This window comes from Mycolicibacterium canariasense (assembly GCF_002101555.1).
Taxonomy (GTDB): Bacteria; Actinomycetota; Actinomycetes; order Mycobacteriales; family Mycobacteriaceae; genus Mycobacterium; species Mycobacterium canariasense.
On the sequence record NZ_LQOL01000110.1, the window covers coordinates 1 to 12,604 of the forward strand.

The 12,604-nt window shown below is 67.2% G+C and carries 14 protein-coding genes; 5 read left to right on the plus strand and 9 right to left on the minus strand.

What is annotated here, in order from left to right; all coding sequences use genetic code 11:
• Positions 1 to 155 precede the first annotated feature (155 nt).
• From AWB94_RS33055 to AWB94_RS33075, 5 genes are all read right to left on the minus strand, one after another.
• Positions 156 to 650 carry a methylated-DNA--[protein]-cysteine S-methyltransferase gene (locus AWB94_RS33055; protein ID WP_062656795.1) on the minus strand — a complete coding sequence of 165 codons (495 nt, stop codon included), beginning with the start codon at positions 648 to 650 and terminating at the stop codon, positions 156 to 158.
• Complete coding sequence (locus AWB94_RS33060) at positions 650 to 2,149, minus strand: DNA-3-methyladenine glycosylase 2 family protein (RefSeq protein WP_062656794.1); 1,500 nt, start codon at positions 2,147 to 2,149, stop codon at positions 650 to 652. Before AWB94_RS33060 ends, AWB94_RS33055 begins: the two co-directional genes overlap by 1 nt.
• A gap of 72 nt (positions 2,150 to 2,221) precedes the next feature.
• A complete protein-coding gene (locus tag AWB94_RS33065; protein ID WP_062656793.1) occupies positions 2,222 to 2,431 on the minus strand; it encodes a hypothetical protein in 210 nt (69 codons plus the stop codon).
• Positions 2,428 to 3,207 (minus strand): alpha/beta hydrolase, encoded by a 780-nt coding sequence (locus AWB94_RS33070; RefSeq protein ID WP_165766702.1) that lies wholly within the window; start codon positions 3,205 to 3,207, stop codon positions 2,428 to 2,430. Before AWB94_RS33070 ends, AWB94_RS33065 begins: the two co-directional genes overlap by 4 nt.
• 78 nt (positions 3,208 to 3,285) lie before the next feature.
• The gene (locus AWB94_RS33075; protein ID WP_131805283.1) at positions 3,286 to 3,501 is read right to left on the minus strand and encodes a UBA domain-containing protein; all 216 of its coding nucleotides are present in this window, start codon (positions 3,499 to 3,501) and stop codon (positions 3,286 to 3,288) included.
• A gap of 302 nt (positions 3,502 to 3,803) precedes the next feature.
• Here AWB94_RS33075 and AWB94_RS33080 point away from each other — a divergent pair, with 302 nt between their 5' ends.
• The gene (locus tag AWB94_RS33080; protein ID WP_062656791.1) at positions 3,804 to 5,189 is read left to right on the plus strand and encodes an ABC1 kinase family protein; all 1,386 of its coding nucleotides are present in this window, start codon (positions 3,804 to 3,806) and stop codon (positions 5,187 to 5,189) included.
• Here the strand turns inward: AWB94_RS33080 and AWB94_RS33085 are convergent.
• Together AWB94_RS33085 and AWB94_RS33090 are read right to left on the minus strand one after the other, a co-directional pair.
• Positions 5,172 to 5,798 (minus strand): TetR/AcrR family transcriptional regulator, encoded by a 627-nt coding sequence (locus tag AWB94_RS33085; RefSeq protein ID WP_062656790.1) that lies wholly within the window; start codon positions 5,796 to 5,798, stop codon positions 5,172 to 5,174. The genes AWB94_RS33080 and AWB94_RS33085 overlap by 18 nt on opposite strands.
• A complete protein-coding gene (locus AWB94_RS33090) occupies positions 5,795 to 6,472 on the minus strand; it encodes a TetR/AcrR family transcriptional regulator (protein WP_165605319.1) in 678 nt (225 codons plus the stop codon). The genes AWB94_RS33085 and AWB94_RS33090 overlap by 4 nt, the downstream gene beginning before the upstream one ends.
• Positions 6,473 to 6,809: 337 nt before the next feature.
• Here AWB94_RS33090 and AWB94_RS33095 point away from each other — a divergent pair, with 337 nt between their 5' ends.
• Positions 6,810 to 8,693, plus strand: a complete 1,884-nt coding sequence (locus tag AWB94_RS33095) for a DUF1214 domain-containing protein (RefSeq protein WP_062656810.1) — start codon at positions 6,810 to 6,812, stop codon at positions 8,691 to 8,693.
• A 3-nt stretch (positions 8,694 to 8,696) separates the two neighbouring features.
• On the opposite strand, the gene AWB94_RS33100 is transcribed toward AWB94_RS33095, so the two are convergent.
• The gene (locus AWB94_RS33100) at positions 8,697 to 10,301 is read right to left on the minus strand and encodes an adenylate/guanylate cyclase domain-containing protein (RefSeq protein ID WP_062656788.1); all 1,605 of its coding nucleotides are present in this window, start codon (positions 10,299 to 10,301) and stop codon (positions 8,697 to 8,699) included.
• Positions 10,302 to 10,348: 47 nt separating this feature from the next.
• Here AWB94_RS33100 and nucS point away from each other — a divergent pair, with 47 nt between their 5' ends.
• Together nucS and AWB94_RS33110 are read left to right on the plus strand one after the other, a co-directional pair.
• Positions 10,349 to 11,035: an endonuclease NucS gene (gene nucS, locus AWB94_RS33105; protein ID WP_062656787.1), complete on the plus strand. Its 687-nt coding sequence runs from the start codon at positions 10,349 to 10,351 to the stop codon at positions 11,033 to 11,035.
• Between the two features lie 10 nt (positions 11,036 to 11,045).
• On the plus strand, positions 11,046 to 11,336 hold the full coding sequence (locus AWB94_RS33110; protein ID WP_062656786.1) for an Rv1322 family protein: 291 nt from the start codon (positions 11,046 to 11,048) through the stop codon (positions 11,334 to 11,336).
• Here the strand turns inward: AWB94_RS33110 and mce are convergent.
• Positions 11,333 to 11,809, minus strand: coding sequence for a methylmalonyl-CoA epimerase (mce, locus tag AWB94_RS33115; protein WP_062656785.1), 477 nt, complete (start codon positions 11,807 to 11,809; stop codon positions 11,333 to 11,335). The genes AWB94_RS33110 and mce overlap by 4 nt on opposite strands.
• 106 nt (positions 11,810 to 11,915) lie before the next feature.
• Here mce and AWB94_RS33120 point away from each other — a divergent pair.
• A partial coding sequence (locus AWB94_RS33120) for a thiolase family protein (protein WP_272937620.1) occupies positions 11,916 to 12,604 on the plus strand: 689 nt, incomplete at its 3' end.

Here is a 12,604-nt window from a genome sequence, read left to right on the forward strand (position 1 = left end):
CCGAACCCGGAAGCTAAGCCTACCAGCGCCGATGATACTACCCACACGGGTGGAAAAGTAGGACACCGCCGAACACAATTTAAGTCCTCGGCCCTCCAATTTCGATTGGAGGGCCGAGGCATTTTGTATTTCAGAACGAATATGCGCCGCCCGGGCTAGAACAATGCCGGCGCATTTCGGCTCCTCTCCATTTCCAGGAGAAGTTTCTTCCGATCCAGTCCGCCGCCGTAACCGGTGAGGCTGCCATTCGCCCCGATCACGCGATGACACGGCACGATGATGCCGATCGGATTGTGGCCGTTCGCCAGTCCCACGGCCCGATATGCGGTCGGCGATCCGATCTGTTCGGCAATTTCTCCGTACGACCGTGTCTCGCCGTACGGAATGGTCAACAACGCCTGCCATACCTTGCGCTGGAAGGCGGTGCCCACCAATTCCAGCTCCAGGTCGAAATCGGTGCGTTCGCCGGCGAAATATGCCCGTAGCTGCGCCACGGCCTCGGGGAACGCGTCGTCGTCCGGTTGCCAATCCTCGCGGTTGGGCTCGTAGGTTTGATCCACCATCCGTAGGTGCATCAACCGCCCGTCGCTTCCGGCCAGGGTCAGGAGCCCGACCGGGCTGTCGATCGTCCGATACTTCACGTCTGCCATCACGTCTCCTGCTGCGTCACCTTGGGCGGCCAGTCGTTCACGGCGTGGTCCAGCGCCGTCCACAGATGTTGGGTGGCGTAGGCACGCCATGGCCGCCAGCGCCTGCTGTGGGTGTCCAAGGCGGCTCGGTCGGTCGGCAAGCCGACCGCGGCGGCCGCGGCCTGCACCCCGAGGTCCGCGACGGGAAATGCGTCGGGATCTCCGAGGCCGCGCATCGCGATGACCTCCGCGGTCCACGGACCGATACCGGGTAGCGCGAGCAGTTGGGCTCTGGCCCGATCCCAATCGGCGCCGGCATCCAGTTCGACCTGACCGTCGGCCATTGCCGCGACCAGGGCGACGACGGTTCGCCGCCGGCTGTCCGGCATGGCCAGCCGGTCGGGGTCCAGCTCGGCCAGTTGCTGGACTGAGGGGAAGGTGTGTGTCAACGTGCCGTCCGGATCGGCGATCGGTGTGCCGTAGTCGGCCGCCAGCCGGCCGGCGTGCGTCCGGGCGGCCTTGATCGACACCTGTTGTCCGAGCACCACGCGGATGGCCAGTTCGGTTTCGTCGACGGTGCGGGGGATGCGCTGTCCCGGGGCCTTGGCCACCAGCGGCGCCAGCTGCGGATCGACGCTCAGCGCATCGACGACGGCCGCCGGATCGGCGTCCAGGTCGAGCAGGCGGCGGCAGCGGGCAATGGCGGCGGACAGGTCACTGAAGTCATCGACACGCAGGCGGCAGCGGACGTGGTCGGGATGCGGCGTCAAATTGACCACCCCGGAACCCTTGGCCAGCCGCAACGTCCGGCGGTACGCGCCGTCACGGACTTCCTCCACACCGGGGACCGCACTGGCGGCCAGATGGCCGAACAGTCCCTCGTAGGCGAACGGGGTGCGCACCGGAAGGCGCAGCGACAGCGTGTCCGCCCCGGCATGGTCGTCGCGACCGAACCTGGCGCGCGCTCGTTTGCGCAGTTCGGTGGGTGTCAGCGCGCAGACCTCGCGGACCGTGTCGTTGAACTGCCGAATGCTTGCGAAGCCCGCCGCGAACGCGACATCACCGAACGGGACGTCGGTGGTTTCGATGAGCACCCTGGCGGTCTGCGTCCGCTGGGCCCGGGCCAGCGTCAGGGGGTTGGCACCTACCTCGGCCTGCAGCAATCGCTCCAGCTGACGGGTGGTGTAGCCCAGGTGGGTTGCCAGGCCGGTGACACCGCAGCGATCGACCAGACCGTCGGCGATGAGCCGCATGGCCCTGGCCACGACATCGCCGCGGACGTTCCACTCCGGTGACCCGGGCGAGGCGTCCGGTCGGCAGCGCTTGCAGGCCCGGAATCCCATCCGCTGCGCGGCCGCGGCGGTCGGATAGAAGCGGACATTGTGCGCCAACGGTGGACGCACGGGACAGCTGGGGCGGCAATAGATGCCGGTGGTGAGCACCGCGGTGACGAACCAGCCGTCGAAGCGGGCGTCCTTGGATTGGACGGCCCGGTAACAGCGGTCGAAATCGTCGTGCACCCGTTCACCCTTACATGTACCCACCGACAGGACTGGCGGAAAAACGACATGGAGGTGGTGGTCGATGCTCCCTCAACGGAACACGAGCGGGCGGGCGGGGAGACACCCGCTCGTCGTGGCGTGTTCCAGGGCGTCATAGACGGCGAGGCCGTGCAGGCGACGTTGCCGTCCGACCCAGCCGCAGGTGCAGATGCCGTAACCGCGCCGGCTGACCGCCAGCATCCGGACCACGCCTCGGCTGGCGGTGAGCGGCCACCCGCCTACCGCCGCACGCGATGTCATCGGTTGCCGATCACCGGGGCGCCGACCACCCGGATTCGTCGATTGCGAGCGGGGATGACGATCTCCGGAGCCCGGATCCGCAGATGAAGGGTGTCGATCCAGCGTCGAATGCGTTCGGCGGCGGCCATCCATCCAGGCCCCAGCATCATGTCGTGCTGCATGCCGGGCATCAGCTCAGCCCGCGTGTGGTACTCGGCGGCAAGTGACTGCGCCACCGACGGATCCCAGGAATCGTCGGTGCCGTCCATGACCAGCACCCGCGGCAGCGTGTCACCCGACCTGATCAATCGCAGTTTCGGCGCCTGCGCCGTTTCCCGATCCGCGCACAAGGACCGCAGGGCGGCGTCGTCCTTGAGGGCGTAGCACGCTTCGACGAGTGATTCCGGCGTGCCCGCGCCGAAGATCAGATCGCGCAGCGGCGCGCAGCGCATCATCGACCGCAGGTGGTCAGGAGAAGGCGAGGACGCAACCAGCGCAGCCGCCCGAATGCCGTGTCTCCGCAGGTAGTGCTGGACGATGAATCCGCCGGTGGCGTGGCCGATCAGTATGGGCGCGGAAAGCAGCTCGCCGGCGACGGCGTGGACGCGGTCGACGTGGTCGGCGATCGACGCCGAGGGTCCCGCTCCGTGCAGATCCACCGCGATCGCCCGGTAGCCACGGTCGGCGAAGTAGTCCAGGAAGTGCTCGTCCCAGCAATCAGCGGTGTGCCCGGCGCCGTGGACGAACAACAGCGGAGAACGAGCCGAGTGACATGGGCCCTTGTCGATGTTCTGCAATGGTCGAATCTCTCATGCATGCCTGGACGCGTTTGCGCTGATCCGTCAAACGGCGCCCTGGTGTCGAATACTGGTGTATTACTTAGGGATTACGCGGGTCTGAGCTCGGCTGAACAGCAGCCCAATCACCGTCTCCAGGCCGCCGTTGACGTAGACATAGGTCTGGGTGTTGCGCGGGAAGGCGACTCCCGTGATGGCCATGAAGCTGCGTGGGTCGACGAAGTGTGCCAACCCGACACCGGCCCCGATCAGGCCCATCAACCGTGCCGTGCGCGAACTACCCGTAGACCCCATCGTCCCCCCTGTGGTGGCGCTGTCGCCGGTCCTCCCCAACCGGCGGCTGCGATGAAAGCCATACTGACATGTCAGTCGGCTAAATGCCAGAAGCAGTTTCCTGGGGGGTTGGCTGTGTCGGCCGTACAAACTTGCGGGCCGGAAAATTCTGTGTCACCGTCGTCGGGTCTTCAGTACGCGAATTCGCCAAGTTACGGCCGGTGGAGGGTGGACAGGGTGGTCCCAGCTGCTAGTTGTCGCGCCGTGGTGATGGTCGGCCCCGTGCGGCAACCGCAACATGATTGCTGCGCCGATGTGACGGCATGAGCACACCCGACGATCGCCAGGCCCGCGCCCGCGTCACCCGTGGCGCGCGGTTGAGCAGGGTGGCTGTCAACCATGCGTCGCGTGCGGCGCTCCGGCGGGTGCGCGAACCGTTGATGTCCGACGAGGAGAAGGCCGCCGCGCGCGACGCTGAAGTGCTCCGGTTGGCCGACGACCTGGTATCGGCGCTGGGCACCATGAAGGGTGCCGCCATGAAACTCGGGCAAGCGATCTCGCTGCTCAATTTCGGGCTCAGCTCGGCCGCCGCGCGTGACGAGTTCGCCCGGCGACTCGCCCCGCTGTACCGCCGTGCCCCGGCGGTTCCCAATGCCGTGATGCTCGGCGTGCTCGATAGTGAGCTCGGGGACCGGCGCGGCGAATTGGCGTCCATCGAACCGGAACCGCTGGCGTCGGCATCCTTGGGGCAGGTGTACCGCGGCGAACTCGCCGACGGCAGGACGGTGGCCGTCAAGGTGCAATACCCGTCGGCGCAGTCCTCGGTGCGGGCCGACCTGAAGAATCTGGCGCTGCTGGTGCGATTGCGGTCCCGCGACTTCCCGAGCCTCGGCCTGGACGAGTTGGTCGGCGAGATAAGCCACCAGATCCGGCTGGAATTGGACTACGAACGCGAGTTGCAGAACCATCTCCGGGTTTACCAGGACTACCTCGGTCACCCCGTGTTCCGGATACCGAGTCCGATCGAAAGCCTCTGCACCCCGCGAGTTTTGACCACCGAGTACCTCGGTGGCACCACGCTCGACCAGCTGGGTGTGGTGCCGGCCGAGGTGGCGGACCACCTGGGTGAGGCCGTGTACCGGTTCTATTGCGGCGGCGTGCACACGCTCGGGAGATTCTGTGCCGATCCGCACCCGGGCAACATCATCGCCCTCGCCGACGGTTCCGTCGGATTCCTCGATTTCGGTCTCTACGTGGACATGGATGCGGCGCAACGCGAATTGGAGCGTGCGGTTCTGCGCGCGGTGCTCGCCGGTGACTCCCGGACGACGTACGAGTTGGCCCGCGCGGGCGGGTTCATCGTCGACGAAACGGCGATGCCGGAACCGATGGTGATGGACTACCTCACGACGGTGGCCGCTTGGCACCTGACGCCGGGCGTGGTGACGGTTACCCCCGAGGTCGCGCACCGTTCGCTGTCGCAGGCGATGTTGCCGCGATCGGCCTTCCGCAAAGGCATGTACCGCCAACGGGTTCCGCGTGAGCACCTGTTCTCGCGCCGAACCGAGATGAGCGTGTGCGCGCTGCTCGGGGATCTGCGGGCCAGTGGACCGTGGCGGGCCATTTCCGAAGAGTGGGTCCTGGACGGCGAACCGGCCACCGCCATGGGGCGGCGGATTGCGCAGTGGGAGTCAACGAGGATCGGCTAGGCCGCGCATCCCGTTGAGCAGATACTTCGTGCACAACGCCGTGGCCTCGTCGACGTCCACTTCCTCGGTGCTGTCCATCAGCGTCGGCAGCACCGCGGTGACGATCGCCGACACGGTGGCCTGTCCGGCCACGTCGAGATCCAGGTCGGGATGCACCCAGCCGTGGTTGCGACCGTGCTCGAACAGTCGGGTGAACTGCTCGGCCGCGCGCTGGTAGGTGGTCAGGGTGGCCGCGAGCGCGTCGTCATCGACACCGGCGGCGGTCAACGTGACGAAGGCCATGAACTGCGCGTTCTCGACGGAGTAGGCGATGGCGGAAGCGATCCGGTCCCGCACCTGATCGATGAAGTCCTCACGGCTCGCCGGCGGCGGCACGCCTTCGGGAGAACTCACCGCGGTGATGATCTGGGCTTCGGTGGCCGCCTGGATTGCGGTGAGCACGTCGCGCTTGTTGCGGAAGTAGTTGTAGAACGTGCCGTGGCTGGCTCCGGCCGCCGCCGCGATCTCGGCGACGTCGACATCCCGATAGCCGTTCGCCATGAACAGGTCGACGGCTGCGGTGTACAACTGCGTCGCGCGGTCGGAGCTGGGCGATGCCGGTGCCGTCATTTGTCCGGGTCCTCTTCGGGTGGGCGGGAGAGGATTCCGTGATCCACCATCGCCTGCGCCGTCTGCAGGAACCCGGACCGCTTGGTGCCGTCGGAATCGCCGAGCAGCGTCATCACCAGGCCGGGACCGACCATGCCCATCGCGAGACGGGCCATCCGGGTCCATTCGCCGTCGTCGGTCTCGGGGGCCAGATGTTGCAGGACGCGCGTCAGTTCGTTGTTCATGAGGGCGTAGAGCCCGATGACGCGATCGCGCAACTCGGCGTCGATCGCGCTGCACTGCACCGTGAGCAGCTTGAGGAGGCCGGGCTCGTCGTCCACCAGATCGAAAAGACGGGTGCCGATGTTCTCGATCAGTGTCAGGGCCTGTCCGCGGTCGGCCGGGACTTCGGTGAGCTCGTCGACGGCCAGCGCCCGTACCGTTTTCTCCACCGCGAAGTCGAAGACGTGGTCGAGAAGTTCACGTTTGCTGCTGAAGTACCGATAGACGGTTCCGTGACCGATGCCTGCGTGCGCGGCGATATCACCGATGGAGGTCTCGTCGTAGCCCTTCTGGGTGAACACCGCGAAAGCCGCCGCGACGATGGCGTTGCGGCGGGCTTCTTGAAGTCCTGCGGTCTTGGGGCGTCCGCGTCGCGGTTTGGCGTCGCCAACCGCGGCATCCGACCCTTGCACCCGGCGAGTGTACAGCGATCCTGCCTCGAATTTGTGCTGCAACGACGGCCACGCCGCCGCGCAGATCGGACTTCACGAGGGTGGCCGGTCGCGTCGCGCCCGACCACCGTCGCGCCCCCTCGAACTCTGATGTAGTTGCCACGGCAACTGTCGCGCGCCGTCGATCACCACGTCAGGATAGCTAGATTGACATACCAGTCACTTATTTGCAAGTTTGCTGTCGGGCGGCACGGTCAAAAGTGGGGGAATCCGCGCCCGGCCGCCTTCGACGTTCGGATATCGCTCACGGCGCGCACTGCTATACAGAATGTGATCCATGTCATAAAGGGGAGTGCAGATGTCCGGCAGCGCAGCGTTCATCGGCCGGATCGGCGGATTGGCCGTAGCGCTGGGAATGGGCGCCGCCATCGCCAACAATCTCGGCATCGCCGCCGCGGATGCGACGGACGCCGCGGGGGAGGCCCCGTCGTCGAGTACCGAATCCGCCCCTGCGGCCAAGACGGACAGCGGTCCCGCCCCGGCCGCGACGAGCGCGGACAGCGGGACGACGACGGCCGCTCCGTCCGGTCACAAGCCGACGAGCAAACCGCCCCGCAGGCCCGTGGTGCGAGCCCAGGGCACCGTGTCGCAGGTGAGCGCGCGCAAGGCCGCCGCGGCCGAGCCCGATGACGAAGTGTCCGATCCGCCGAAGGCGCCGGCCGACAGCCCGGCCGCCGTCGCGCTGGCGGGTATCGCTCGACGCGAGCTCGGCCACGACCGCGACACCCAGGCGACCCGCGGCCCGGCCGCGGCGGTCTCCGCCACGACCAGCAGTGCGCAGCCGGTGACGGCGACAACCAGCCCGCTCGGCACGGCCGACCAGCTCGCGGCCGAGAAGCTCGCCAAACGCACCGCCGACACCCTGCCGGTCCGGCTGATGAAACTCGTTTTGCGCACCGGGTTCCTGTCGACGGCCAAGCATCAGTTCGATCAGGTCGGCGGGCCCGACCAGGAAAACGTCGAACGGCTCGATGCCGCGGTCGACGCGTACGCCATGGCTTCGGCGTTCCAGCAGCAGCTGCTCAGTTCCAACAAGCCCACCGTCGTCATGCAGGTGGCGCCGCCGCACACCTGGGCCGGGCAGGACGACGGGACCGTGCCCGCCTCCCGCATCCTGTACGACAACCCGGACACCATCTACCGCTTCATGGGCGTCAACGGCGCGTCGAAGTATGTGATCACCGGTCGCTTCGGCGATCCGGAGCACGTGCCCGCCGACACCACGTTCAGCGTGCTGACCGGTCTGACCGGTAACACCACCGCGGTGCTCACCAAGGACAAGCTGGTGCTGAACGCCGACGGGTCGTTCACCATCACCGCCGACGCCACCCCGGCCGACGGGCGCGCCAATCACCTACAGCTGCCGGCCGACGCCACCCTGATTGCGACCCGGAATACGCTGTCGGACTGGGGAACCGAAGTGCCCATGAGCCTGCAGATCACCCGTGTCGGGGGCCCGCCCAACAGCCTGTTCAGCCAACTCGGCGGGTTCGCCATCCCCGGTCTCGGGCCGACGGTGGTGCGCAACCCCCTGCTGACGGCGCTGGTGTCGCTGCTGCCGCCGTTACCCTCGGTGCCGCCGCTGGTGCGCGGTACCGTGACGGCGATCATCATGGCGCTGGGCATCCAGCGGGAAGCCACGTACATGGCCGTGGCCACCACGGATCCGGCCACCGGGCAGCGCCAGGGCCCCAACCTGCTGCGCGATCCGGCTCGCAACGCGGAATTCCTTGCCACCCAACGACAGAGCGCCGGCTACTTCCAGCTCGAGGTCGACCAAGCGCTGGTGTTCACGATCGATCCCGACGGCGCCGGTTACTTCGTCGTCCCGGTGACCGATGACTGGACCGTCACGACGGACTACTGGAACGAGCAGACCAGCCTCAACATCTCGCAGGCCGTGGCCAACGACGACGGGACGTACACGATCGTGGTGTCACCGACCGACCCCGGCGTGGCGAACTGGGTGTCCACCGGCGGCCTGCACCAGGGCACCATCTCGATCCGCTTCCAGGTGCTCGATGACGGCGCGTCGCCGACGGTGCACACCCAGCTGGTCTCGCTCGATGATCTCGCTGCCACGCTGCCGGCCGGCACCCCATACGTGACCGCCGAGGAACGGGCCGCCCAGATAGCCAGCCGGAAAGCCGGATTCGACAGCAGGTTCGCGTCGTATGCGTAGCAACTAGGCCGGCACGGCCAATCTGGTCGGCTCGTCCAGACCACGCAGCGAGACGGTTTCGCCCAGCCTCCACTGCGCGCGTTCGGTTTCGGTGGCCCCGGCAAGGGTGTCCGAGGAGGCCACCAGATGGCCCGGTACCGATTTCGCGAACTCGCACAGTCGGGCCGCCTCGTTCACCGGCTCGCCGATCACGGTGTACTCGAATCGCTCCTTGGCGCCGACGTTGCCGGCCACCACCTGACCGGCGGCCACGCCGATGCCCGCGTCCAACTCCGGCACCTCTACGCGCAACCGGGTGGCGATCGCGCGGGCCGCGGCCAGCGCCTCGTCCTCGGCGTTCGGCAGTGAGACGGGGGCGCCGAACACCGCCAGCACCGCGTCGCCCTCGAACTTGTTGACCAGGCCGGCGTGCCGGTCCACCTCGTCGACGATGACGGCGAAGAACCGGTTCAACAGCGCCACCACCTCCACCGCCGGCCGGCTGGTGACCAGGGCTGTCGACCCGATGACGTCGACGAAAATGACTGCTGCATGGCGCTCTTCGCCGCCCAGCTCGAACTTCTGTTGTTCGGCCAATGCCGCGACCTCGCGTCCGACATGGCGGCCGAACAGGTCACGCACCCGTTCGCGTTCGCGCAGGCCGTCGACCATCGAGTTGAAACCCCGCTGCAATTGCCCCAATTCGGTGCCGTCGAACACCACCAGGTTGGTGTCCAGGTTCCCCTTCTCGACGCGGTTGAGTGCGGCGCGCACCACCCGGATCGGGGTGGCGGTCAGCCAGGACAGGATCCACATCAGGATGAAGCCGAACACCAGGGCGAAGGCGGCCAGGATCATGACCGCGACGGTGAACTGGGTAGGGGTGACGTTGCCCAGCATCAAGGTGATGATCGCGGCGAGCAGGATGCCCAGCACCGGCACGCCGGAGCCCAGCGCCCATACGGTGAGCGTGCGGCCCATGATGCCGGGGGCGAAACGGCGAGGCGGCGGACCCACCTCGAGGGCCTGCGCGGCCACCGGGCGCAGCGCGAATTCGGTGAACAGGTAACAACTGGCCGAGACCACGATGCCGGGAAAACTGATGCCGAGCAGCACCTTGGGGATGAAGTTGGTGTCCTGCAGCCCGTAGAGGATCGTCAGCAACACCGTGCCGATACCCCACAGCACGAGGAGCACACGCGTGAGCCGCCACGGCGCGAAGAACGTGTTGCGCTGGTCCTGCGGTGTGGGCTCGCGCTCCTCGATCGCCCAGCGCACGTTGTTGATCACCCGATTGGTGGCCCACACCACGCCGACCAGGAAGGCCAGCGTGATGTAGGCGGGGGCGACGGCCACGGTGATCCACAGGACGTTCGGTGCGAACACGTTCGGCACCGGGAACGTGACGGCGATGACCAGTAGCGCCACGCCGACCCCGATGAGGTTGGCGCCGACGACGATGGCGGTCAGGATCAACTGGATGCGGACGCGGCGGCGCCGTTGCGTCTCAGAGACCCGGCCCAGGATCCACGATCCGTATTCCGGGGTGGTGGGCATGCGGCTGCTCTGACGGGTCACCGTCTCCAGGACGCGGCCCAGCCGCTGCGCCACGGTCTTATCCGGAGTCATCGTGGCGTCAGCCTAGTGACTGCACGGCGGCAATCTATGGTGGTTCGGTGCGCCTCGTCATCGCCCAATGCACCGTCGATTACGTCGGACGCCTCACCGCCCACCTGCCATCGGCCCGGCGCCTGCTGTTGTTCAAGGCCGACGGCTCGGTGAGCGTGCACGCCGACGATCGTGCGTACAAGCCGCTGAACTGGATGAGCCCGCCGTGCTGGGTCACCGAGACCGTGCCGGAGGTGCCGGCCGACGGTGCGGAGCTGCTGTGGGTCGTGGAGAACAAGACCGGCGAGCAGCTGCGCATCACCGTCGAGAACATCGAGCACGACTCCAGCCATGAATTGGGGGTGGATCCCGGCCTGGTCAAGGACGGCGTCGAGGCGCATCTGCAGGCGCTGCTCGCCGAACATGTGGAACTGCTCGGTGCGGGGTTCACCCTGGTGCGCCGTGAATACATGACGGCGATCGGTCCGGTGGATCTCATGTGCCGCGACGAGACGGGGCGCTCGGTCGCCGTCGAGATCAAACGCCGCGGCGAGATCGACGGCGTCGAACAGCTGACCCGCTACCTGGACCTGCTGAACCGTGACACCGTGCTGGCCCCGGTGAGCGGGATCTTCGCCGCCCAGCAGATCAAGCCGCAGGCCCGCACGCTGGCCGAGGACCGCGGGATCCGTTGCGTCGTCCTGGATTACGACAAGATGCGCGGCATGGACAACGACGAGTTCCGCTTGTTCTGATGGATGCCGTATGAGACGCCGCCGCCCCGCCCGCAGGCAGGCCGCGCCGATGCGGCCGTTGCCGTCGCCGCCGCGGGTGGAAGTGGGGCCGGATGGGTACGACTACCAGGTCCGGCCGGTGGGGGCGGCGCGCGCCGAGAAGACCTACCGCTGCCCGGGCTGCGATCACGAGATCAAGCCGGGAACGGCGCATGTGCTGGTCTGGCCGGCGCACGGCCCCGACATGGCGGATCGGCGTCATTGGCACACGCCGTGCTGGGCCAATCGCGGGAACCGGGGACCGACCCGGCGATGGAGCTAGTGCTCTTCGGTCGAGGCGGGCTCGACGAGTTCGATCAGTACGCCGCCGGCGTCCTTGGGATGGATGAAGTTGATCCGGGAGTCCGCGGTGCCCCGGCGGGGTACGTCGTAGAGCAGCCGGACCCCGTCGGCGCGTAGCCGCTCGGACAGGGCATCGATATCGCTGGTGCGGTAGGCCAGCTGCTGCAGGCCGGGGCCCCGGGTGCCGATGAACTTGGCGATCGTCGACTTCTCGTCCAGGGGAGACAGCAACTGGATCTGCGCGCTGCCCTTGGCCGCGCCGCGCACCGAGAGCATCGCCTCGCGGACACCCTGTTCCTCGTTGACCTCTTCGTGCAGCACGATCATGCCGAGATGGTCGTGGTACCACTTGATGGCTGCGTCCAGATCCGGCACGGCGATGCCGACGTGGTCGATCGCGGTCACCAATGCGCTGGCAAGGGCCGGACGGGCGTCGACGTGCTCGGTGGTCATAGACTCAAAGTAACCTGACATGCTGACTTTTATGCCTGTGTGATAGGCCACACTACGGCCGTTCGGAGCTGTGCCGACGGCTTTACAGAACCTCTGGAGGATGGAAATGACGACCTCGGTGATCGTGGCGGGTGCCCGGACCCCGGTGGGCAAGCTGATGGGCTCGCTGAAGGACTTCTCGGGTAGCGATCTGGGGGCCATCGCCATCAAGGGGGCGTTGGAGAAGGCGGGTGTGGCGGCGTCGCTGGTCGACTACGTGATCATGGGGCAGGTGCTGACCGCTGGTGCGGGTCAGATGCCGGCGCGTCAGGCCGCTGTCGCCGCCGGGATCGGCTGGGACGTGCCCGCCCTGACCATCAACAAGATGTGCCTGTCCGGTATCGACGCCATCGCGTTGGCTGATCAGCTGATCCGCGCCGGGGAGTTCGAGGTCGTCGTGGCAGGCGGGCAGGAGTCGATGAGCCAGGCGCCGCACCTGCTGCCCAAGAGCCGCGAAGGCTACAAGTACGGCGATGTGACGCTGCTGGACCACATGGCCTATGACGGTCTGCATGACGTGTTCACCGACCAGCCGATGGGCGCGCTCACCGAGCAGCGCAATGACCTCGACCGGTTCACCCGGGCCGAGCAGGACGAGCTGGCCGCGCAGTCGCACCAGAAGGCCGCGGCTGCGTGGAAGGACGGTGTGTTCACCGATGAGGTGGTGCCCGTTTCGATTCCGCAGCGCAAGGGCGACCCGATTGAGTTCGCCGAGGATGAGGGCATCCGGGCTAATACCACCGCCGAGTCCCTCGG